A 21,074-nucleotide genomic window follows, 5' to 3' on the forward strand; every position below is an offset into this window, starting at 1 on the left:
CGGTTCTCGTCCGGCAGCGGCCGAAGCGGCGCGCCCCGCTCCGGCTCGGGCGGAGCGGGGCGCCTGACGCGCGCACCTGATGCCCGGGTGACCCCCACGACATGCGACTTCAGAAGAAACCACCACATATGGGCGTTTCTCCCGTCCAAAGTCGCAAAACTCACTTACATTTGCCACTGAAAGTGACCAGCCCGTCGCGGACTGTGTCCACTCGAGAAACGGAGAGGTAATGCGTAAGTACCAGAAGGCTGCCGTCGTCATGGCCATGCTCGGCAGCGTCGGCTTCCTCGGTGCCGGCGTCAGCCACGCCGGTGACAAGCCCGAGTTCGACCTGAACAACAAGCAGTCCACCGTCTGCGCCCAGGACAACTCGACCGAGGGTCTCGTCAACGTCGACGACGTCAACGTGGGCATCAGCGCCCTGCTCGGCTTCACCAAGAACGAGGCCAACGACGCCAACACCGTGGCCTGCGCCACCGGCTTCAACATCGGCGGCAAGCACTGATCACTGACAAGTGATCCGGGTGGGTTCCGGGGCTCGGAACCGCGTATTCGGGCCCCGGGCCCGCCCGGCCGAAGCGGCCGGTTCGGCCGGTCCGGTCATGTGGAACGGCTTCGCCGCTCGGCGGCGGGCCGACCGTCAAGGAAACAGGTAGATGTTCAAGTCGAAGAAGATCGCAGCGGTGGCGGGAGTCCTGGGAGGCTTCGCCCTGATCGGTGTCGGCGCCGTCCAGGCCGTCGGCGCCGAGGGTCCGGGTGACTGCGTCAAGGACGGCAAGGGCAACATCCGCTGCGAGCAGGTGAGGCAATACCAGCTCCCGTCCGACCGGAACGGAAAGGTCCGCCTCGTCAACGAGTCGGCCCTGGCCTGCTCCGGTTCGGCGCCCCGGCTCTCCTGTGTGAACGGCGTCGACGGGTGACGGGAAGCCCTGACGCCTCCACCTGCCATGCACGGTGACCCTTTTCCACAAAAAGGCGCATTTCGGCGTTTCACCTAACAACTGCCGCAAAATGTCGCCTAGATTCGCGACTGTCGGTGATGCGGTCAATGCAGACCGTGTCCAGATGAATGGAGAAAAGATGCGCAAGTACCAGAAGGCCGCCGTCGTCATGGCCATGCTCGGCAGCGTCGGCTTCCTCGGTGCCGGTGTCAGCCACGCCGGCGACAAGCCGGAGGTGGAGCTGAACAACAAGCAGAGCACGACCTGCGCCCAGGACAACTCCACCAAGGGGCTCATCAACATCGAGGACCTCAACGTCGGCGTCTCCATCCTGGGTATCACCCAGAACGAGGCCAACGACCTCAACTCCGTGTCCTGCGCCACCGGCTTCAACATCGGCGGTAAGTGATCACCGCTAGGTGATCCGGGCAGGTCCCGGGGCTCGGACCAGGTGTTCGAGCCCCGGGCCTGCCCCGTTCGTCGACCGGGGTGACCGGTTCGGGCAGCAGGAGCGACTCCGTCGTTCGGTCGCGGGGTCGACCGTCAAGGAAACAGGTAGATGTTCAAGTCGAAGAAGATCGCAGCGGTGGCGGGAGTCCTGGGAGGCTTCGCCCTGATCGGCGTTGGCGCCGTCCAGGCCGTCGGCGCCGAGGGTCCGGGTGGCTGCGTCAAGGACAGCAAGGGCACTGTTCGCTGCGCGCAGGTGACCGAGTACGAGGTCACCTCGGATGAGCACGGAAGGATGCGCGTCGTCAACGACTCGACGCAGACGTGCTCCGGCGGGAACGAAGTGTCCTGCACGAGCAGCTTCGTCGTCCCGGGCGAGAAGTCCTGACGTCCCGTACGGCGGAACTCCCCCTGTACCACCGGAGAGTGGCCGGAACCCGATACCGGGTTCCGGCCACTTTTCGTATGCCGGTCATCGGCCCGGCGCCGCGCCGGCGAGTTCGGCCGCCGGCGACTCCACGGGGCCGCAGTACGGCAGGCCGTCGACGGGAAGGTCGGTGCAGAACCGGGCGATCAGGTCCGCCGACTCCTCCCTGCGCTCGACCGTGACCAGGTGGTCCGCCTCCTTGACGGTGGTGAACAGTGCTCCTGGCATCGTCGCCGCGAGTTCGCGGCCCATCCGGGGGGTGCACAGGGTGTCGTACTCCCCGGTGAACACCAGGGACGGCACGGCGGGAACCGGCAGCGGCCGGTAGCAGCCGTGTGTCACCAGCCTGGTGTTGTGCTCGACGGCCTTACGGATGTCGTCCGGGGTCTGGTTCATGAACTGGCGCTGGAGCAGCCGTGCCACGGCCGCGTGCCTGCGGACCCTGCCGGCTCCCGGGCCGGACATGAACAGCCGCACGAGTCCGTCGGCGGCCTGTTCGATGTCGCCCCGCTCCAGGGTCCGCGAAAGCCGCGGGACGGCCTCGCTGTACAGCTCGGGGAGCCGGATCGCCGCCGCCGCGAAGACGATGCGCTTGACGGACTCCGGGTGGCGCTGCGCGAACCGGAGGCCGACGACCTCACCGAAGCAGCCGCCGAACAGATTCACCCCCGGCACACCGATCTCCGTCAGCATGTGCTGGACCGCGTCGGCGAGGAAGTCGATGTCGTAGCGGGCCGGGAGGAAATCCGAGCTGCCGTAACCGGGAAGGTCCACGGTGATCAGCGTGCATAGCCGACCCAGCCGCTTCTCGTGGCCCTGCCAGGAGTACCGGTCCTGGGACGAGCCCCCGAGCAGCAGCAACGGAGCCGTCCGCGGGGCACTTTGATGAACGATCCGGCAGGTGTACGCGAAACCTCCGAAAGCGAGCCTCCGTTCCTCCACCTGCCCCGGCGCCGGAGGGAGGGGCGCGGACCTGGTGCGGGGTGACTCCTGGGCGGCGATGACGGCGGTGCGCATGAGCGGCTCCGGGGAAGGTGGAAGACGGAGAACCGCTCCATGATTACCAGAAACCCCTTTATTTAGGGCGTAATCACTCAGACATGGGCGATGCGTCAAAAGTGGGACATTCGACGGAAAAGGGATATCCCGCAGCGGTGGGTGGGTGTGCGGCCGTACCGGCCCACCCTTCCGGGCCGGCCTGTGGCCGTGGCCTTCCGCCCCGTCCGTCGGGGCCGCGGCGCGCCCGGTGCGGCGGCGGCGCTTGACGCCGGCTCCGACCGGCGGAAGCCCTCCCCGTGGGAAGGGGAGGACTGGCGCCCCCGGCAGGACTCGAACCTGCGGCCAAGCGCTTAGAAGGCGCCTGCTCTATCCACTGAGCTACGGGGGCCGGTGTGGTGGCCTGTCGTCGGGGCCCGGGTCCGGGCCGGTCCGTGACGTCGCCGGGGACAAGGATAGGGCTCCCGCATCCTTGCCCCTGCCGCCTCGCCTCCGTGGCTCGATGTGGAGGTTCGGTGAAGCGGTCCTGATAATCGCAGGCAGGTACGAATCGTGCACCGCTTTTGGTCTCTCGCGCACCGGGTGTTGTGCACTCGTTATGCCTGGGGCGCCCACGCGCCGCGGTCGTCCCTTCCGTCCCTTGTGCCGTGTCGGCGCGCAGGCATGCTCATATGCTTCAGAATTCCCCCAAAATTGGGCATTCTTCGCATGTGGTGACCTTGGACGTACGGCCCCAGCTGCTCGACGCACTCTCCGCCCTGCGCGACCGTGTCGCCGCCGCACGCTTTCCGCTGCCCCTGGCGGGGGCCGCACGCGCGCGTGCCAACCGCGACGAACTGCTCGCGCAGCTCGACGACTATCTGGTGCCCCGGCTGAGAGATCCCGAAGCGCCCCTGCTGGCCGTCGTCGGAGGGTCCACCGGAGCCGGGAAGTCCACCCTGGTGAACTCCCTGGTGGGCCGCCGGGTCAGCGAGGCGGGCGTGCTGCGGCCCACGACCCGGACACCGGTGCTCGTCTGCCACCCCGAGGACCACCACTGGTTCAGCGGGATGAGGGTGCTGCCCGACCTCACGCGCGTGTGGGTGCCCCACCACCGGGACCCCGCGGACGACCTGCTCCTCCCCGGCGAGAACCCCGCACGGGTGCTGCGTGTCGAGACCGCCGACACCCTGCCGCCCGGCCTCGCCCTCCTGGACGCGCCCGACGTCGACAGCCTCGTCTCCGACAACCGGGTCCTCGCCGCCGAACTCATCAGCGCCGCGGACATCTGGGTCATGGTCACCACCGCCGCCCGCTACGCCGACGCCGTGCCCTGGCACATGCTGCGCACCGCCAAGGAGTACGACGTCACCCTGGTGACCGTCCTGGACCGCGTGCCCCACCAGGTCGTCTCCGAGGTGTCGCGGCAGTACGGCGCCCTGCTCACCAAGGCCGGACTCGGCCACGTACCGCGCTTCACCGTGCCCGAGCTGCCCGAGTCGGCCTGGGGCGGCGGCCTGCTGCCCGCCACCGCCGTGGCCTCGCTGCGGACCTGGCTGGTCCACCAGACGCTGGATCCCGCGGCCCGGCAGCACGTGATGGCCCGCACCGCGTACGGCGTCCTCGACTCCCTCGACACCCGCATGCCCGAACTGGCCGGTGCCGCCGCCGCGCAGTACGCGGCCGCGCTGCGGCTCACCGCCGCCGTCGACGGGGCGTACGACGGCGAGCACGCGCGCGTGCGGGGCCGGCTGCAGGCCGGGGCCGTACTCGCCGGCGACGCGCTCAAGCGGTGGCGCGCCTTCCCCCTGGACTGCACCCCGGGCGAACTCCTCGACGCCCTGGTGGAGAGCCTGAGCGCGCTGCTGCTGTGCGCCGTCGCCGCCGCCGACGAGCGCGTCGACGACGCCTGGCGGCGCGAGCCCGCGGCGGCCGCCCCCGAGCTCGCCGGCCGCGGCACCGCGCCCGAGAGCGCCGAGCACCGCATCGGGCTGGCCGTACGGCGCTGGCGGCGCGAGCTCGAGGAGTACGCCGAGGACGAGGTGCGGGAGCTGGACCGCAGCACCGCGCCCGACCCCGAGACGGTCGCCGCGCTGGTCGCCACGGCCCTGCTCGGCGGCCGCCGGGCCCGGACCGCCGGGGAGGGGCTCGCCGAGCGGATCGGCGCGCACGGCGCGCTGCGGCTGCGGGACCGGGGCGGACGGCTGCTCGTCGCGCACGTGGACCACGTCATGCACGCCGAACGCGAACGCCGGCTCGCCCCGCTCGACGCGCTCGAGGTGCACGCGGAGCCCCAGGCCGAACTCATCGCCGCGTTGTCCGTACTGCAGAAGGAGAGGTGACCGGTGACCGCCGTCACTGACCAGGACCACACCGAGCACCCCGAGCACCCCGACCGCGACCCCGGAGGGCCGCCCCGTACGGACACCGCGGGCCCCTGGGGCGACGGGCTGATCGCGCGCCGGGCGAACGGGGGCGCCGGCGAGGAGCAGTGCGGTGCGGCGGCGGCCCGCACACCCGCGCAGCAGACCGTGGCCCCGCTCGCGTACGACCCGTGGCTGCGGTCGCGGCTCGACGCGCTGCGCGAGCTGGTGGGGCTCTCCCGCGCCCGGCTCGACAACCGGACCCTCGCACAGGCGGGCCGGGTCCTCGAAGAGTCCACCGCGCGGCGCCGGCTCTCCGGACAGCACACCGTCGTCGCCATCGCGGGCGCCACCGGCAGCGGCAAGTCACAGCTGTTCAACGCACTGGCCGGGGTGCCCGTCTCGGAGACCGGCGTACGGCGGCCGACCACCGCCGCGCCCATCGCGTGCAGCTGGAGCGACGGCGCGGCCGGTCTCATCGAACGCCTCGGCATCCCGCCCAGGCTCAGACGGCGCCCCCTCCAGGCGACCGCGGACGCCGACGAGCGGCTGCGCGGGCTGGTCCTGGTCGACCTGCCCGACCACGACTCGGCGGCCGTCCAGCACCGGGAGCAGGTGGACCGCGTGCTGGGGCTGGTCGACGCGGTCATCTGGGTCGTCGACCCCGAGAAGTACGCCGACGCCATGCTGCACGAGCGCTATCTGCGGCCCATGGCGGCCCACGCGGAGGTCATGTTCGTCGTCCTCAACCAGATCGACCGGCTGCCCGGGGAGGCCGCCGAGCAGGTCCTGGACGATCTGCGGCGGCTGCTCGACGAGGACGGCATCGTCCTGGGGGAGTACGGCGAACCCGGCACGACCGTGCAGGCGCTGTCCGCGCTCACCGGGGACGGGGTCGGCGAGCTGCGGGAATCGCTCGCCCGGTTCGTGGCCGAGCGCGGGGCCCCGGCCCGGCGGATCTCCGCGGACGTGGACATCGCGGCGGCCCGGCTGTGGCCCGTGTACGCCACCCGGCAGCGCACCGGGCTCAGCGAGGAGGCGCGCGAGGAGTTCGCCGACCGGCTCGCGGACGCCGTGGGGGCCACCGCCACGGGCGAGGCGGCCGAACGCGCGTGGCTGCGCAACGCGAACCGCGCGTGCGGCACGCCCTGGCTGCGGCTGTGGCGCTGGTGCCAGGAGCGGAGCGAGCCGCCCACCGGCCGGGTCGTCCCGCGCGGTCAGCCCGACGAGGAGACGACGGCCCGGCAGCGCGTGGAACAGGCGGTGCGCACGGTGGCCGACCGCGCCTGTGCCGGACTGCCGGCGCCGTGGGCGCAGGCGGTGCGGGAGGCGGCCGTGCGCGGCTCCCAGGGCCTGCCGGAGGCGCTGGACGAGCTGGCCGTACGCGCGGGACTGCCGCCGGGGCGGCCGCCGCGGCCCGGGTGGTGGCCGCTGGCCGTGTTCGCCCAGGTGTCGATGACGGTCCTTCAGTTCGTCGGCGGGCTCTGGCTGCTGGCGCAGATCATCGGGGTCATGGCGCCGAACCTGGGGGTGCCGGTGCTGCTCATGGTGATCGGCATCGTCGGCGGCCCGATCGTCGAGTGGAGCTGCCGCATGGCGGCCCGGGGGCCCGCCCGGCGGTACGGGCAGGAGGCGGAGAGACGGCTGCGGGAGGCGGCCGCGGGGTGCGGCCGGGCCCGCGTCCTGGATCCCGTGGCGGCGGAGCTGCTGCGGTACCGGGAGGTGCGGGAGCAGTACGGGCGGGTGGTGGGGGCGGGGGCCGGCCGCGCTTGACGGCGAGGCGGGGAGGGCGAGGGCCGGGAAGAACGGGGCCGGGGAGGGCGACGGCCGGGAAGAGCGGGCGGTCTTGGGGCGGAGCGCCTCGTTCGGGTGGCGGGGATGTCCACAGGCCGGAGGTGGTCCACAGCGCTCAGCGGGCCCGGCCCGACGGAGGCAGTCTGGCTTCACGGCGATCGCGGGACGGTCCGCGGTCGCCCTGCCGGACGGCAGCCGTACGGGACGGGCCCGTACGCGTACCAGCCCGGCGCCGGCGTCGTGGCCGGCGGGCGGGCGAGGGAGGGAAACACGATGAACGAGACGATGGTGTGCGTGGTGGGCAACGTGGCGACGCGGCCGGTGTACCGGGAGACGGCGTCCGGCCCCGCGGCCAGGTTCCGGATCGCGGTCACGTCCCGGTACTGGGACCGGGAGAAGAGCGCCTGGGCGGACGGGCACACCAACTTCTTCACGGTGTGGGCGAACCGGCAGCTCGCCACCAACGCGGCGGCGTCGCTGTCGGTGGGCGAACCGGTGATCGTGCAGGGCCGGCTGAAGGTGCGCACGGAGACGCGCGAGGGGCAGCAGGGGTGGATGTCGGCGGACATCGACGCGGTGTCGATCGGCCACGACCTCGCCCGGGGCACGACCGCCTTCCGGCGCGCGCAGCGCCCGGAGCAGGCCTCGGTGCCGGAGCGCCCCGAACCCAACTGGGAAAGCGAACCCGCGAGTTCGGTGACCGCGGACGGAGCCGAGCACCAACGGCATCCGGAAGCGGCGGCGGTGACATGAGGTCAGCGATCCGGCCTCGGCGCCGGAGCCGGCCGAACTGAGGCTTGTCAGTGGATACCTACCGAACCGTCCCGGTTGGATTTGTCGACAAGCCCCGCGCGCAACGGCTTCCGCGATAACGATTCCGATTCGGATCACTCCTCCGACGCGATCACCGGCAAGCGCGCATCGCCGTCTCCTTAGGATGCCGGGCATGGCTCCCGGCACTCTCGGGGCCGGTGATTCTGCTGGTGGGACCGTAAACCCCCCACGTCAACGGGTCCCGCCCGGGAAGGATTTCGGTGTTTGTTTCGTTCTCCGCGGGGCCCGCGCGCGGACGCGGGCCGGCCCGCCTCGCCGCAGGGGCGCTGGTGTCCGGACTCGTCACCACAGCCGTACTGGCCGGTGCCGGGACGGCAGCCGCCGCCGACGAGGAGACGGCACCGGAACACAGCGGGGCGGCCGCGACCATAGGCGGACTCAAGACCTACGGCACCGCCGTGATGCACGGCGCCGCCGGGGACCAGCAGGTGTCGGCGGGACTGTTCGAGATGTCCGTCGAGGGCGGCGGCATGCTGCAGACGTACTGCGTCGACATCCAGACGCCCACGCAGAAGGACGCCAAGTACCACGAGACCGACTGGAGCGGGACCTCGCTCGGCACCAACAAGGACGCCGGCCGGATCCGCTGGATCCTGCGGAACTCCTACCCACAGGTGAACGACCTCGCGGCCCTCGCGAAGAAGGCCGGCGTGCGCGGCCGGCTCACCGAGCAGGACGCGGCGGCCGGCACGCAGGTGGCCATCTGGCGGTACTCCGACGACGTCTCCGTGGACGCCGTCGACCCCCAGGCCGAGCAGCTCGCCGACTACCTGCAGAAGAACGCCCGCGGCCAGGCGGAGCCGGAGGCGTCGCTGACCCTGGACCCGCCGGCGGTCTCCGGCCGCCCGGGTGAGCTGGTCGGTCCGGTGACGGTGCGCACCGACGCGCGCAGCGTGACCGTCTCCCCGCCGACGGACGCCGCCACGAGCGGGGTGCGGATCGTGGACAAGGACGGCGAGCCCGTCACCACCGCGGCCGACGGCAGCCGGATCTTCTTCCAGGTGCCCGAGGACGCGGCGGCGGACACCGTCGAGCTGACCGCGCAGGCCTCGACGACGGTGCCGGTCGGCCGCGCCTTCGTCTCCGAGAGCCGGAGCCAGACGCAGATCCTGGCCGGGTCCAGCGAGTCGACCGTCTCGGCGACGGCGAGCGCCACCTGGGCGCTCAAGGGCGCGATACCCGCGCTGTCCGCCCGCGAGAACTGCGCCAAGGGCGGTGTGGACGTCACCGTCACCAACCAGGACGACGAGCCGTTCACCTTCGAACTGGCGGGTGCGGAGCACACCGTCGCGGGCGGCGCCTCCCGGACGGTGACGGTCCCGCTGAGCGAGGACCGGCCGTACGACTTCACGGTCAAGGGCCCGGGCGGCTTCGAGCAGCGGTTCACCGGCATGCTCGACTGCCTGACCCGAGCCGCCGAGATCGGCACCACCACCCACACCCTCACCGGTCCGGGCCCCACTCCCGTCACCGACACCCCCACCGACACCAACCTCGCCGAGACCGGAGCCTCCGGCGCCACCCCGTGGCTGGCCGGCACCGCCATCGCCCTGGTCGTCCTCGGCGGCGCGGGCCTGGTCATCACCCGCCGCAGGAACACCTCCGCCGGCGACTGAGCGTCCCCCGATCCACCCGGCGTGGAGGGCCCGGACGACGGCCTTCTCCACGTGGAGATCGTCGCGGACCACGCGAAGTCGCAGTGGTGCCGAACACCGGCGACGGCGGACACCGCCACGGGCCGCCGTTCCCGGTCAGCCGCTGACCGCCCGCACGATCGCCGCGACGTCCTGGCGGCTCATGGGTTCGGTGTCCATGGAGTTGTGGATGCTGAGCCCTTCCACCAGCGCGTCCAGGGCCCGGGCCGTCCTGGCGTCGAAGTGACGGCTCAACGACGTGCGGCCGGCCTTCGTCCAGGACCGTATGACGTCGAGCAGCGCCGGGTTGCGGGAGGCGAAGGCGTACAGCTCGTAGCTGAGCACCAGCTCCCGGGGACTGCTCCGGAGCGTGCCGCAGATGATCTCCACCACGGCGGCGCGCGCCTCCTCCACGGTTTCAGCCGCCTCCAGCGGCTCACGGCAGCGGGCGGACATGGATTCCGCGAGCCGGGTGAAAGCCTCGACGAGCAGCTGCTGCCTGCCCTCGAAGTAGTACGTCATCGATCCCAGGGAGACCCCCGCGGCTTCGGCGATGCGCCGGTGCGTGGCGCCCGTGACCCCGTGCTCGGCGATCACGTCGAGGGCCGCCTCGACGATGCGGTCCCGACGCCCCGGGTCATTGGGTCCGCGCGAGCTGCCCGACATGGGTATCCCTTCCTTCATCGCCCCGCAGACATGTACGTTCGTACATACTCACTCCGTGGGCGGCCACGTCCTCGGCCGCCTCACGTCCGGATCGGGCCCCGCAGTGACAGACCTGGCCACACGCCGCCGCCGCACGGCATTGTTCCTCTTCTTCCTCATGCCCGGCCTGTCGATCTCCTCCTGGGTGACCCGCACCCCCGACATCAGGGACCGGCTCGGCGCCTCGACCGCGGAAATGGGGATCGTCCTGTTCGGTCTTTCCGTCGGTTCGATGCTCGGCGTCCTCGGCTCCGGAGCGCTGGTGGCGAGGTTCGGGACCCGCCCGGTCATGGGTGTGGGAACCGCGCTCGTCATCCTCAGCATGGCCGTGATCGGCTGCGGAGCGATGTGGTCGTCCGCGCCGGCCGTCATGGCGGGGCTCTTCCTCTTCGGTGCCGGGATGGGCGGCGGCGAGGTCGCGGTCAACATCGACGGCGCCGAGGTCGAACAGATCACCGGCCGCACGGTCCTGCCCACGCTGCACGGATTCTTCAGCCTCGGAACCGTCGTGGGGGCCTCGCTCGGCATCCTGTGCACCGCCGTCGGCTTCCCCGTGCACGGGCACCTGGCAGCCGTCGCCGTCGTCACCGCCGCCACCTTCGCCCACGCCCTGCGGGCCATCCCCCACGGCGTCGGCCGGACCCGCGACCACCAGCAGACCCGCGGGGAGGGAAAGCCCCGGCGGCCCGCGGTCCGGAAGGACCGTCGCCTGCTGCTGATCGGCGGCATCGTCCTGACCATGGCCCTGGCCGAGGGGGCGGCCAACGACTGGCTGCCCCTGCTCATGGTCGACGGGCACGACATGGACCCGGCCCTGGGATCAGCCGTCTACGCGGGCTTCGCCGCCGCCATGGCGATCGGCCGCTTCGGCGGCGGATTCTTCATCGACCGCTTCGGCCGCGCCCCCGTCGTCCGCGCCAGCGCGGTCTCCGCCGCACTCGGCCTCGCCGTCGTCATCTTCGCCGACAACGCCTTCCTCGCCGGAGCGGCCGTGCTCCTGTGGGGACTGGGAGCGTCGCTCGGATTCCCCCTCGCCCTCTCCGCGGCCGGGGACTCCGGGCCCGACCCGGCCGCCCGCGTCAGCCTCGTCGCGATGATCGGCTACGTCGCCTTCCTCGTGGGGCCTCCCGGCCTGGGCTTCCTCGGCGACCACTACGGCCTGCGCACCGCGATGACCGTCGTCCTGTCCTTCGTGGCCGTGGCGATCCTCCTCGCCCCCGCCGTCAGCACCCGCCGCGCGACCCTGACGACCTCCGCTCCGGGCTCCGAGCCGTCAACGGCCGAAGAGCACCTCGACCGCCCCGGCCGCTGACCACCCGCCCACGCCCGCGGCGACCGACGGTGACGGGCGACGTGCGGTCGCCGTCCGTGAAACCCCAGGTCGGCGCCCCCGGGCCGGACGCGTTTCCGCGCAGGGGTGGCGGTACGGCAAGATGGGGTGTATCTGCCCACTGCCAGATTTCAAGCTGCCGGACGGTTTCTCTTGGCTGAGTACATCTACACCATGCGCAAGGCGCGCAAAGCGCACGGCGACAAGGTGATCCTCGACGACGTCACCCTGAGCTTCCTGCCGGGGGCGAAGATCGGTGTCGTCGGTCCGAACGGCGCCGGTAAGTCGACGGTTCTGAAGATCATGGCGGGGCTGGAACAGCCGTCGAACGGTGACGCCTTCCTCACTCCCGGTTACACCGTGGGCATCCTGCTCCAGGAGCCCCCGCTGAACGAGGACAAGACCGTCCTGGAGAACGTCCAGGAGGGTGTCGCCGAGGTCAAGGGCAAGCTCGACCGGTTCAACGAGATCGCCGAGCAGATGGCGACCGAGTACACCGACGAACTCATGGACGAGATGGGCAAGCTGCAGGAGCAGCTCGACCACGCCAATGCCTGGGACCTCGACGCCCAGCTGGAACAGGCCATGGACGCCCTGGGCTGCCCGCCCGGCGACTGGCCGGTCGCCAACCTCTCCGGCGGCGAGAAGCGCCGCGTGGCGCTGTGCAAGCTGCTCCTCGAGGCGCCCGACCTGCTGCTCCTCGACGAGCCCACCAACCACCTCGACGCCGAGTCGGTGAACTGGCTGGAGCAGCACCTCGCCAAGTACGAGGGCACCGTCGTGGCCGTCACCCACGACCGGTACTTCCTGGACAACGTCGCCGGGTGGATCTGCGAGGTCGACCGCGGCCGGCTGCACGGCTACGAGGGCAACTACTCCAAGTACCTGGAGACCAAGGCCACCCGTCTCAAGGTCGAGGGCCAGAAGGACGCCAAGCGGCAGAAGCGGCTCAAGGAAGAGCTGGAGTGGGTGCGTTCCAACGCCAAGGGGCGGCAGGCCAAGTCCAAGGCGCGTCTGGCCCGCTACGAGGAGATGGCCGCCGAGGCCGACAAGATGCGGAAGCTGGACTTCGAGGAGATCCAGATCCCGCCGGGCCCGCGCCTGGGCAACGTGGTCGTCGAGGTCAACAACCTCACCAAGGGCTTCGGCGAGAAGCTCCTCATCGACGACCTGTCGTTCACGCTGCCGCGCAACGGCATCGTCGGCATCATCGGACCGAACGGCGCGGGCAAGACCACGCTGTTCAAGATGATCCAGGGGATCGAGGAGCCCGACTCCGGGTCCATCAAGGTCGGTGACACCGTCAAGATCTCCTACGTCGACCAGAGCCGCGAGAACATCGACCCGAAGAAGACCCTGTGGGCGGTCGTCTCCGACGAGCTCGACTACATCAACGTCGGCCAGGTCGAGATGCCCTCGCGGGCCTACGTCTCCGCCTTCGGGTTCAAGGGCCCGGACCAGCAGAAGCCGGCCGGCGTGCTCTCCGGCGGCGAGCGCAACCGGCTGAACCTCGCGCTCACCCTCAAGCAGGGCGGCAACCTGCTGCTCCTCGACGAGCCGACCAACGACCTCGACGTCGAGACCCTCTCCAGCCTCGAGAACGCCCTCCTCGAGTTCCCCGGGTGCGCCGTGGTCGTCTCCCACGACCGGTGGTTCCTGGACCGGGTCGCCACGCACATCCTCGCCTACGAGGGCGACTCCAAGTGGTTCTGGTTCGAGGGCAACTTCGAGTCGTACGAGAAGAACAAGGTCGAGCGGCTCGGGCCGGACGCCGCGCGTCCGCACCGCGCCACCTACAAGAAGCTGACCCGGGGCTGATCTCTTGCGGCATATCTACCGCTGCCCGCTGCGCTGGGCGGACATGGACGCGTACGGCCACGTCAACAACGTGGTGTTCCTCCGCTACCTGGAGGAAGCCCGTATCGACTTCCTGTTCCGCCCGGAGAAGGACTTCCAGCAGGGGTCCGTGGTGGCGCGCCACGAGATCGACTACAAGCGGCAGCTCGTCCACCGCCACCACCCGGTCGACATCGAGCTGTGGGTCACGGAGATCAGGGCGGCGTCCTTCACCCTCACCTACGAGGTGAAGGACGACGACCTCGTCTACGTCCGCGCGTCGACGGTGATCGTGCCGTTCGACTTCGAGGCGCAGCGTCCGCGCCGCATCACCGCTCAGGAGCGCGAGTTCCTCCGGGAGTACACGGACGACGCCGAGGAGGAGGCCGTCGCCGCATGACGGTGCTCCACCTCGCCGACGAGGGGGAGGCCGCGGATCTCGCGGCCTTCCTCACCCGGCTGCTGCGCTACGACCGTTCCGCCGCGGTGCGGTTGCAGGCGGCCGGCACGGCGCTCGCCGTCTTCGGCCGGCCCCCCTCCTTCGAGGTGCTCGCCATCCGCGCCGTACGGCTGGCGAAGCCCTACGAGAACGGGCTGGACGTCACCCTGGACGTGACCGTGTCCGCCGGTGAGCTGCTGGAGTCGGTGGAAGAGTCCGCCGCCACGGCCGTCGTGCCGGGCGCGGTGACCGGGCCGCCGTGGGCCGGGGTGCTGCCGCCGCGCGGCGGCTGGCGGGCCGAGCCCGGGCTGCCGGCGCCGCAGGAGCTGCGCGGACTCGTCGCCGCCTCGGTCGCGGAGTTCCGGTCCCGTACGGAGGAGCTGGCGCCCGAGCGGCGCACCCGCGCCGAACTCGACCGGATCGGGCGGGAGATCTGGTCCCGCACGGTCGCGGAGACCGGGCTTCCGGTGCGGGCGGTGCACGCCGCCCAGTCGTTCGGATTCCTGCGGGGCGGTGACCAGGGACTGTTCTCCTCGGGGGCCTGGCTCCGGCTGCGCACGCCGTACGGATCGGTCGCCGTGCGCCGGGCGGGCCTCGGGGCGCTGGGCCTCAGCGTGCGCTGAGACCGGCCGCTCACCGTCCTTCGCCGTCGTCCGGGCGGACGGCGATGTGGTCGGGTTCCAGCTCCAGCGCGACCCGGTCGCGCATGTGCAGCGCCTTCGTGTACTCCGCGGGCGGCTGGAGGCGTCCGGCGCGGGCCGGCATGGCGTACTCGCGGGCCACCACGGTCTCGCGGCCGGTGGCCGCGTCGACCTCGCTGCGGCGCAGCACCTCGGTGGAGGTACGGCCGTCGCGGATGGCGACCGTGCGGCGGACCTCGTCCGCCACCGCCCGGTCGTGGGTGGGTTTTCCCCGCCCCGCCGCTCCTTCCCGTCCGTTCCCAGGGGGCCCTGGACCCCCGCTCCCCGAACGCCGAAGGGACTGTCGGGGGAAGGGCGGTTCTCAGTCCGGGGAGTTGATCATCGACGCCGCCGCGTAGGTCAGGTACTTCCACAGGGTCTGTTCGTGTTCCTCGGACAGGCCCAGTTCGTCGACGGCGTCGCGCATGTGCTTCAGCCACGCGTCGTGCGCCGCCCGGTCGACCTTGAACGGGACGTGGCGCATCCGCAGCCGCGGGTGGCCGCGGTTCTGGCTGTAGGTGGTCGGACCGCCCCAGTACTGCATGAGGAACAGCACGAGCCGCTCCTCGGCCGGGCCCAGGTCCTCCTCGGGATACATGGGCCGCAGCAGTGGATCGTCGGCCACCCCCACGTAGAAACGGTGGACGAGCCGGCGGAAGGTCTCCTCCCCGCCGACCTGCTCGTAGAAGGTCTGCTCCTGAAGCGTGCCGCGCCGAATCTCTGTCACGCCGTCCATGGTCTCAGACGCGACGGCGTAGGACTCGGGGCCTAGGACCGCCCTACCGTGGAGACATGGGCGGACAGGACCGTGAGGCGCGGGCCGCGCTCGTGCGGGAGATCGGTGCGAGCGGGGCGTTCGACGCCGACCCGGTGTGGCGGGAGGCGTTCGCCGCCGTGCCGCGCCACCTGTTCGTGCCGTCCTACCACGTGGGCGTCGTCGGCGGCTACGAACGCCGGTGGGGCGAGGACCCCGACCCCGGGGCGCGCGAGCGGTGGCTGCGCGGCGCGTACGAGGACACTCCGCTGGCGATCCGGCTGCGCGACGGCGAGCTGCTCTCCTCCAGCAGCCAGCCCTCCCTCATGGCGCTGATGCTGGCCGGCCTGGACCTCCGGGACGGACAGAAGGTCCTGGAGATCGGCACGGGCAGCGGCTACAACGCCGCCCTGCTCGCCCACCGGCTCGGCGACGACGACCTGGTCACCACGGTCGACCTCGACCCGGACATCACCGAGTCGGCCCGCCGGCACCTCGACGCGGCCGGGCATCACCCGGTCGTCGTCACCGGTGACGGCGCGCGCGGAGTGCCCGCACGCGCCCCCTTCGACCGGATCATCGCGACCTGCGCCGTGCCGTTCGTCCCGCGCGCCTGGCTCGCCCAGTGCCGCCCGGGCGGCCGGATCCTCGCCCCGTTCGCCACCGGCCTGGTCGCGCTCACCGTGCGCGACGCCGGGCACGCCGAGGGGCGCTTCCTGCACACGCCCGCCTACTTCGTCCCGCTGCGCGGCGCGAGCCGGTCGTGGCAGGAGCGGCCCGACCTGGAAGGGCTGCCGGCCACGGCCCGGGGAAGCGATCTGTTCCGGTTCCTGCTGGCGCTGACCGCCGGCGCCCTCGGCCCGTGGGAGGCGTACCGCCTCTGGGAGCGCGAGGGCAGGCCGCAGCGCGAACGCTACGGCCTCACGGCCGGCGCCGAGGGCGACCGCGCCTGGCTGGACGACCCCGGGGGGCCGCACGTCTGGCCGGTGCCCGCCGCCTAGGGCCGCGGCTCAGCCCCGGCGGATGGTGATCGTCGTCCAGGCGCCCACGTGGACCCGGTCGCCGTCCTGGAGCGGGACCGGGACGAACGGCTGGATCGGCTCGTCCGAACCGTTGACCGTCGTGCCGTTCGTCGAGTTCTGGTCGACGACCGCCCAGGTGCCGTCCGGCTGCTGCACCAGCACCGCGTGCTGGTGGGAGACGCCCGGGTCCTCCGGCGGGGTGGACAGATCGATGTCGGGGGTGTCGCCGGTGGAGTGGCGACGGCGCCCGATGGTGATCTGGTTGCCGGTGAGCGTGCGCTGCTGCTCGGGCGAGTACGCGGGCAGGTTCAGGCCCGCGGCCTCGGGGCCGGAGCGCTGCATCATCGCCATGAAGTACTCGCGGTCCGGACCGATGGTCGCGGTCCAGGTGGCCGGGCCCTGCGGCGGACGGGGCTGCTGCGGGAAGCCGCCGGGTCCGGGCGGCGCCTGGGTCGCACCGGGCTGCGGGTAGCCGTAACCGCCGCGCGCACCGGGTCCGTTCGGACCGCCGGGACCGGGACCGGGGCCGGGGCCGGGGCCGTTCGGGCCGCCGGGTCCACCGGCCGGCGGGGTGATCACCCAGTCGTCGTCACCGCCGCCGAAGGGCTGCCCGCCCTGCTGGGGGTGGCCGGTCTCCTGCGGGTATCCGGGCGGGGCCGTCGGCCCGGCCCGGAACGCCTGCGCGGCACCGGGTCCGTTCGGACCGCCGGGACCTCCCGGTCCGCCGGGTCCGTTCGGACCGCCGAAGCCGCCGGGGCCACCAGGTCGGCCGGGGCCGTTGTTGGGCCCACCAGGGTTGCCGAAGCCGCCGGGACCGCCGGGACCGCCGGGATCGTTCGGACCGCCGGGTCCGCCGAAGCCGCCGGGGCCATCAGAACCGCCGGGACCGCTGGGGCCGCCCGGCTCACCGGGTCCGCCGAAGCCGCCGGGTCCGCCGGGTCCGTTCGGGCCGCCAGGCCCACCGAAGCCGCCGGGACCGTTGGGCCCGCCGGGGCCTCCCGGTCCGCCAGGCCCGCCGAAGCCGCCGGGACCGCCAGGCCCGTTCGGGCCGCCGGGACCACCCGGTCCACCGGGGCCGTTCGGGCCGCCGGGTCCGCCGAAGCCGCCGGGGCCACCAGAGCCGCCGGGTCCGCCGGGACCGTTGGCCCCGCCAGGTCCGCCAGGTCCGCCAGGTCCGCCGGATCCGCCAGGGCCACCGGATCCGCCCGGGCCGGGCGGGGGCGGTACGGGGCGTGAGGGGTCGCCGCCGAAGCCGGGCGGGCCCGGCGGGATCGGCTCGGCGGGGCGGTTCACCTGCGAGGGACGCGAGCCCTGGTAGTCGTACGAGTCACCGCCGTACGACGGCCCGCCGGGCGGCTGCTGGAAGGGCCCGCCCGGGCCGGGGGCCGACGGACGCGGGGCGGCCGGGGTGTACGAGGTCGCCGTGTTCGTCAGGAAGTTCCACCGGCACTCCTCGCAGAACGGCGCCGCGCCCTCGCGCGGCGTACGGCACTGCGGGCACAGCTCCGGCGGCCGGCCGCCGCCGAAACCACCAGGGCCGCCAGGGCCGCCGCCGGGACCGCCGGCCGGGCCGCCGGGCGGCGGGAAGCCGTAGCCGCCGCCGGGTGCGGGCGGTGGGGGAGGAGGTGGGGGCACGGCACCCGCCATGCGGTGACCGCACACCTCGCACCAGTCGTCGGAACCCGACTGGTGTCCGTTCGGGCAGGTCGGCATGTCGGCGCTTCCCCCTCTCCTTGTCCGGCCGGTTCCGGCCGGTTTCTCCCACCCCGAGGGGTCGGGCTCGACTACTTACGGATCACTTCTTTACACGAACAGTCTTTGTCGACCGAGTCTCGAGCGTCATCTCGTCGGCCTCCTCGACCTTCGCCTTCAGTCGCACAGTACCTGTCGCGGCGTCGACCACGTCCACCACCTTCGCAAGCAGTTTCGCAGTGTCCGCGTTGCCGGACGCGTTCGCGAGCTGCACGGCCCGGCCCAGTTTGGCCGTGGCTCCGCCGACATCCCCCTCCTTGCGGAGATCCAGACCCTTTTGGATGACTTCCGCCAGTTCCGCCTGCCCGGTGTAGTGGGCGACCTGGGGGTTGATCGACGTCGAGGCGGTCATGTCGTCCGTCCACACGGCCCGGACCAGGCCCTGCGCCCCGAGGTTGCGCACGCCGCCGTCGGACGGCCGGGGAATCACCAGCGACAGCCGGGCCGCCAGCATCTCCTGCCCGATGCCCGCGGGCGGGACCTCGACGCAGACGTGGTAGTCGCGGGACTCGTCGCCCCAGGAGCCCAGCGGGTAGTCGCCGGCGCGCGGACCCGCCTGCGTGCGGCGGCCGGTCAGCTCCTCGACCGTCGGCGCGACCTGCTTGACGAACCTCACCGTCGTGCCGACCGGGGTCCACAGCCGCAGCGAGACGTCCGCGACCTCCTTGCCCATCGCCGTCTCCATCATCCGCGTGAAGTCGGCGGCGAGACCGGCCGGGTCGGCGACGATGTCGGCGGTGCCGAGGAGGGCGGAGGCGATGGCTGTGACTTCTTTCACTTCCCAGTCGGTGCCCACGCCGCGGGCGTCACAGGTGAAACGTCCGGCGCAGGCGTCCAGGGCCGCCCTCAGGTCCTCGGGCGACTCGTGCTCGTTGCGGCCGTCGGTGAGCAGGATGCCGTGCCGGATCGCCACGTCCGCCGACGCCAGCAGCCGGTCGGCCAGCCGCAGCCAGGTGCCGATCGCCGTGCCGCCGCCCGCGCTCAGCCTCCGCAGCGCCTGCTTGGCCTGCTCACGGGTGCCGGCGTCGGCGACCGCCAGACCGCCGTCGCCCGGATACACCTCCTTGGCCACGTGCGTGCCGCCGATCACCGCGAAGTCCACGCCGTCGCGCAGGGCGTCGATCGCGGCGGCCGTCGCGTCGCGGGCGTTGCGCATCTTGGTCGGCGGGTAGTCCATCGAGCCCGAGCAGTCGACCATGAGGACCACGGCCGCCGACGGGCCCTCACCGGGCGAGTAGAGGTGGGGCGCCGCCACCGCGCTGCCGATGGTGCCGCCGCCGGTCGCGGTCACCGTGACGATGGCGTTGACCTCGCGGCCGCCCTCCGGCAGGTACTCGTTCTGGTACACGTCCACCGAGAACTGCGGCACGTTCGATTTCGAGAAATTGGCCATGCCTGTTTCGCTCCCCCTTGGACGCCCCGGCGACGCGGGGCGACGACGGATGACGGACCGGTCCCCTCCGGTCCGTCGGCTTCCCCGCGAGAGGCTCCCCGTGAGCGGCCCCTCAGGCCGATCCTGCCCCCTGCGGGACGGCCGGGAACGGCACGAGGGCCACTGTTACGTTGTCGTGGCCCCCGCCGTCGAGGGCGTGACCGACGAGGACCCGGGCACCGTGCAGCGGTCGTACGGCCGCGTCCACGGGCACGACCCGGGCCATCTCGTCGGCCGACTCCGCGTAGTTCCACAGGCCGTCCGTGCAGACCACGACCACACCGGGCCGGTCCGGCTTGAACGACGCGGTGTGCGGCTCCAGTTCGTACGCGTCGGCGCCGAGCCAGCCGGTGATCGCGTGCGCGCGCTGGTCGGCGTACGCCTCGGCCTCGCCCATCAGGCCCGCGGCGACCATCTGCGCGGCCCACGAGTCGTCCTCGGTGAGCCGGGCCGCCGGGGCGGAGCGGTCGACCGGCACCCAGTAGACGCGGCTGTCGCCGACCCAGCCGACGACCAGCAGACCGGCCGTCACCACGGCACCGACGATCGTGCACGCCGGGGCGTTCTGGTGCGGGGCGTGCTCACGGGCCGCCGCGGGCTCGTCGGCCAGCGCGTTGACCGCCTCGGCGGCGGCGACGATCGCGTCGTGCATCGCCTGCTGCGGGTGCGTGCCGCGCGGCAGGGCCGCGAGCAGGGACTCGTTCGCCGCACGGGAGGCGGCGAGTGACGCCTCGTCGGGGCGGGTCGCGGAGGAGACGCCGTCGCAGACGATCGCCACCGAGGCGGGGGAGCCGTCGGGCAGCGCCGTGGTGCTCACGGCGAAGGCGTCCTCGTTGCGGTGGTGGCGCAGGCCGCGGTCGCTGACCGCGGCCACGGGGCCGCGTTCCTGTTCCATGTGGTCCCGTTCGCGCGGCTGGGCGTGGCCGCAGTTCTCGCAGTAGCCGTCGTCGTCGACCCGGCCCGCACGGCAGGCCACGCACACCGCGGCGCCACCGGTGGCCGTCCCCCGCTCCGCCGCCACCCGCGGGTCCGGCGCCTGGAGCGGGTACTCGTCGGGCTGCGCGGGCGACGGAACGGCGGCGGCCGGCGACTCCGGCTGCGCACGCCGGTCGAAGCGCACCCCGGACGACGGCGCGGGGGACGCCGAGGGCGGCGGCTGCGGTACGGCACCCTGCGCCGAGGCCGGTGACACGGGGGTGCCTTCGGCCCCGGACGGGGGCGCCGCGGTGTCGGGCGGCGGTGCCGGGGTGCCCTGAGGGGCGGGCGGCGGCAGGTGGGCGGCGGCTGCCGGAGACGGGGGTGCGGGGGGCATCTCGGCCGGGGGCGGGGGAACTTGGGTGCCGGGCGGGGATGCCGGGGTGTCCTGGGCCGGTGTTCCGCGGCCGGCCGAAGCGTCGGGCAGGGGGGAGCCGTCCGCGTGCGTGCCGGGCAGGTCGGCCGGGTGGTGGACCGGCGGGGCGGCGGGGCCGTCCGGCGCGGGCCAGGCCGGGGCGGCGGGCGGGGCCGAAGGCGGCCGGGGCCGGTCACGCTCCGCCGGGGCCTGCGACGGCACCGCGCCGTTCATGGCGATCGTCGGCTCGTCCCGCGGCCGTGCGGGGACCACGGACAGGTCGTATCCGCACGCACCACAGAAACGGTCACCCGACTCGAGGGGTTCCTCGCAGCTCGGGCACTTCGACAGAGCGGCCTGCTGAGGCATCTGCGACATC

19 protein-coding genes, 1 tRNA gene and 1 pseudogene are annotated in these 21,074 nt (G+C 72.7%); 13 read left to right on the forward strand and 8 right to left on the reverse strand.

The features are described from left to right. The first annotated feature begins 229 nt into the window (after positions 1-229). From ACFY3N_RS05345 to ACFY3N_RS05360, 4 genes are all read left to right on the forward strand, one after another. Positions 230-505 (forward strand): hypothetical protein, encoded by a 276-nt coding sequence (locus ACFY3N_RS05345; RefSeq protein ID WP_390815294.1) that lies wholly within the window; start codon positions 230-232, stop codon positions 503-505. 151 nt (positions 506-656) lie between these two features. Then, positions 657-920 carry a hypothetical protein gene (locus ACFY3N_RS05350; protein ID WP_390815295.1) on the forward strand — a complete coding sequence of 88 codons (264 nt, stop codon included), beginning with the start codon at positions 657-659 and terminating at the stop codon, positions 918-920. A gap of 160 nt (positions 921-1,080) precedes the next feature. Then, a complete protein-coding gene (locus ACFY3N_RS05355) occupies positions 1,081-1,350 on the forward strand; it encodes a hypothetical protein (RefSeq protein WP_390815296.1) in 270 nt (89 codons plus the stop codon). Positions 1,351-1,500: 150 nt separating this feature from the next. Next, a complete protein-coding gene (locus ACFY3N_RS05360; protein ID WP_390815297.1) occupies positions 1,501-1,776 on the forward strand; it encodes a hypothetical protein in 276 nt (91 codons plus the stop codon). Positions 1,777-1,860: 84 nt separating this feature from the next. Here the strand turns inward: ACFY3N_RS05360 and ACFY3N_RS05365 are convergent, their stop codons facing one another. Further along, a complete protein-coding gene (locus tag ACFY3N_RS05365; RefSeq protein ID WP_390815298.1) occupies positions 1,861-2,676 on the reverse strand; it encodes an alpha/beta fold hydrolase in 816 nt (271 codons plus the stop codon). Positions 2,677-3,126: 450 nt separating this feature from the next. Beyond that, positions 3,127-3,202, reverse strand: a tRNA-Arg gene (locus ACFY3N_RS05370). A 319-nt stretch (positions 3,203-3,521) separates the two neighbouring features. Here ACFY3N_RS05370 and ACFY3N_RS05375 point away from each other — a divergent pair. The 4 genes from ACFY3N_RS05375 (at position 3,522) to ACFY3N_RS05390 (ending at position 9,397) form a co-directional block, all read left to right on the forward strand. Further along, positions 3,522-5,132 carry a dynamin family protein gene (locus tag ACFY3N_RS05375; protein WP_390815299.1) on the forward strand — a complete coding sequence of 537 codons (1,611 nt, stop codon included), beginning with the start codon at positions 3,522-3,524 and terminating at the stop codon, positions 5,130-5,132. Between the two features lie 3 nt (positions 5,133-5,135). Next, positions 5,136-6,926, forward strand: coding sequence for a GTPase (locus ACFY3N_RS05380; protein WP_390815300.1), 1,791 nt, complete (start codon positions 5,136-5,138; stop codon positions 6,924-6,926). Positions 6,927-7,220: 294 nt separating this feature from the next. Continuing rightward, on the forward strand, positions 7,221-7,700 hold the full coding sequence (locus tag ACFY3N_RS05385) for a single-stranded DNA-binding protein (RefSeq protein WP_390815301.1): 480 nt from the start codon (positions 7,221-7,223) through the stop codon (positions 7,698-7,700). A gap of 281 nt (positions 7,701-7,981) precedes the next feature. Next, positions 7,982-9,397: a Cys-Gln thioester bond-forming surface protein gene (locus ACFY3N_RS05390; RefSeq protein WP_390815302.1), complete on the forward strand. Its 1,416-nt coding sequence runs from the start codon at positions 7,982-7,984 to the stop codon at positions 9,395-9,397. 135 nt (positions 9,398-9,532) lie between these two features. Here ACFY3N_RS05390 and ACFY3N_RS05395 read toward each other — a convergent pair whose 3' ends face one another. Next, positions 9,533-10,081: a TetR/AcrR family transcriptional regulator gene (locus ACFY3N_RS05395; RefSeq protein WP_390815303.1), complete on the reverse strand. Its 549-nt coding sequence runs from the start codon at positions 10,079-10,081 to the stop codon at positions 9,533-9,535. A 103-nt stretch (positions 10,082-10,184) separates the two neighbouring features. Between ACFY3N_RS05395 and ACFY3N_RS05400 the strand changes: the two genes are divergently transcribed. The 4 genes from ACFY3N_RS05400 (at position 10,185) to ACFY3N_RS05415 (ending at position 14,348) form a co-directional block, all read left to right on the forward strand. Then, positions 10,185-11,432, forward strand: coding sequence for an MFS transporter (locus tag ACFY3N_RS05400; protein ID WP_390815561.1), 1,248 nt, complete (start codon positions 10,185-10,187; stop codon positions 11,430-11,432). Between the two features lie 171 nt (positions 11,433-11,603). Beyond that, on the forward strand, positions 11,604-13,268 hold the full coding sequence (ettA, locus tag ACFY3N_RS05405) for an energy-dependent translational throttle protein EttA (protein WP_390815304.1): 1,665 nt from the start codon (positions 11,604-11,606) through the stop codon (positions 13,266-13,268). Positions 13,269-13,272: 4 nt separating this feature from the next. Next, complete coding sequence (locus ACFY3N_RS05410; protein WP_390815305.1) at positions 13,273-13,686, forward strand: acyl-CoA thioesterase; 414 nt, start codon at positions 13,273-13,275, stop codon at positions 13,684-13,686. Continuing rightward, the gene (locus ACFY3N_RS05415; RefSeq protein ID WP_390815306.1) at positions 13,683-14,348 is read left to right on the forward strand and encodes a hypothetical protein; all 666 of its coding nucleotides are present in this window, start codon (positions 13,683-13,685) and stop codon (positions 14,346-14,348) included. Before ACFY3N_RS05410 ends, ACFY3N_RS05415 begins: the two co-directional genes overlap by 4 nt. Before the next feature lie 10 nt (positions 14,349-14,358). Here the strand turns inward: ACFY3N_RS05415 and ACFY3N_RS05420 are convergent. Together ACFY3N_RS05420 and ACFY3N_RS05425 are read right to left on the reverse strand one after the other, a co-directional pair. After that, positions 14,359-14,628: pseudogene (locus tag ACFY3N_RS05420) on the reverse strand (ABC transporter ATP-binding protein); the annotation flags it as partial. 99 nt (positions 14,629-14,727) lie between these two features. After that, on the reverse strand, positions 14,728-15,141 hold the full coding sequence (locus ACFY3N_RS05425) for a globin (protein WP_390815307.1): 414 nt from the start codon (positions 15,139-15,141) through the stop codon (positions 14,728-14,730). Positions 15,142-15,197: 56 nt separating this feature from the next. On the opposite strand from ACFY3N_RS05425, the gene ACFY3N_RS05430 reads away from it, so the two are divergent. Beyond that, a complete protein-coding gene (locus ACFY3N_RS05430) occupies positions 15,198-16,160 on the forward strand; it encodes a methyltransferase domain-containing protein (RefSeq protein WP_390815308.1) in 963 nt (320 codons plus the stop codon). Between the two features lie 9 nt (positions 16,161-16,169). Here ACFY3N_RS05430 and ACFY3N_RS05435 read toward each other — a convergent pair whose 3' ends face one another. The 3 genes from ACFY3N_RS05435 to ACFY3N_RS05445 all read right to left on the reverse strand — a co-directional run bounded on the left by ACFY3N_RS05435 (position 16,170) and on the right by ACFY3N_RS05445 (position 21,073). Next, positions 16,170-17,894 carry an FHA domain-containing protein gene (locus tag ACFY3N_RS05435; RefSeq protein WP_390815309.1) on the reverse strand — a complete coding sequence of 575 codons (1,725 nt, stop codon included), beginning with the start codon at positions 17,892-17,894 and terminating at the stop codon, positions 16,170-16,172. Positions 17,895-17,976: 82 nt separating this feature from the next. Further along, entirely contained in the window at positions 17,977-19,326 is a 1,350-nt protein-coding gene (locus ACFY3N_RS05440; RefSeq protein WP_390815310.1) for a VWA domain-containing protein, read from the reverse strand. Positions 19,327-19,438: 112 nt separating this feature from the next. Next, positions 19,439-21,073, reverse strand: a complete 1,635-nt coding sequence (locus ACFY3N_RS05445) for a PP2C family serine/threonine-protein phosphatase (protein WP_390815311.1) — start codon at positions 21,071-21,073, stop codon at positions 19,439-19,441. Position 21,074 lies beyond the last annotated feature (1 nt).

It is taken from the genome of Streptomyces sp. NPDC000348 (genome assembly GCF_042898795.1).
Lineage (GTDB): Bacteria > Actinomycetota > Actinomycetes > Streptomycetales > Streptomycetaceae > Streptomyces.

What these genes read in the sequence shown, in the direction of transcription:
- ACFY3N_RS05385 (WP_390815301.1), top strand. Translation starts at nt 7,221, where the DNA reads ATGAACGAGACGATGGTGTGCGTGGTGGGCAACGTGGCGACGCGGCCG.
- ACFY3N_RS05355 (WP_390815296.1), top strand. Translation starts at nt 1,081, where the DNA reads ATGCGCAAGTACCAGAAGGCCGCCGTCGTCATGGCCATGCTCGGCAGC.
- ACFY3N_RS05445 (WP_390815311.1), bottom strand. Translation starts at nt 21,073, where the DNA reads ATGTCGCAGATGCCTCAGCAGGCCGCTCTGTCGAAGTGCCCGAGCTGC.
- ACFY3N_RS05430 (WP_390815308.1), top strand. Translation starts at nt 15,198, where the DNA reads ATGGGCGGACAGGACCGTGAGGCGCGGGCCGCGCTCGTGCGGGAGATC.
- ACFY3N_RS05440 (WP_390815310.1), bottom strand. Translation starts at nt 19,326, where the DNA reads ATGGCCAATTTCTCGAAATCGAACGTGCCGCAGTTCTCGGTGGACGTG.
- ACFY3N_RS05425 (WP_390815307.1), bottom strand. Translation starts at nt 15,141, where the DNA reads ATGGACGGCGTGACAGAGATTCGGCGCGGCACGCTTCAGGAGCAGACC.
- ACFY3N_RS05360 (WP_390815297.1), top strand. Translation starts at nt 1,501, where the DNA reads ATGTTCAAGTCGAAGAAGATCGCAGCGGTGGCGGGAGTCCTGGGAGGC.
- ACFY3N_RS05345 (WP_390815294.1), top strand. Translation starts at nt 230, where the DNA reads ATGCGTAAGTACCAGAAGGCTGCCGTCGTCATGGCCATGCTCGGCAGC.
- ACFY3N_RS05415 (WP_390815306.1), top strand. Translation starts at nt 13,683, where the DNA reads ATGACGGTGCTCCACCTCGCCGACGAGGGGGAGGCCGCGGATCTCGCG.
- ACFY3N_RS05435 (WP_390815309.1), bottom strand. Translation starts at nt 17,894, where the DNA reads ATGCCGACCTGCCCGAACGGACACCAGTCGGGTTCCGACGACTGGTGC.
- ACFY3N_RS05395 (WP_390815303.1), bottom strand. Translation starts at nt 10,081, where the DNA reads ATGTCGGGCAGCTCGCGCGGACCCAATGACCCGGGGCGTCGGGACCGC.
- ACFY3N_RS05350 (WP_390815295.1), top strand. Translation starts at nt 657, where the DNA reads ATGTTCAAGTCGAAGAAGATCGCAGCGGTGGCGGGAGTCCTGGGAGGC.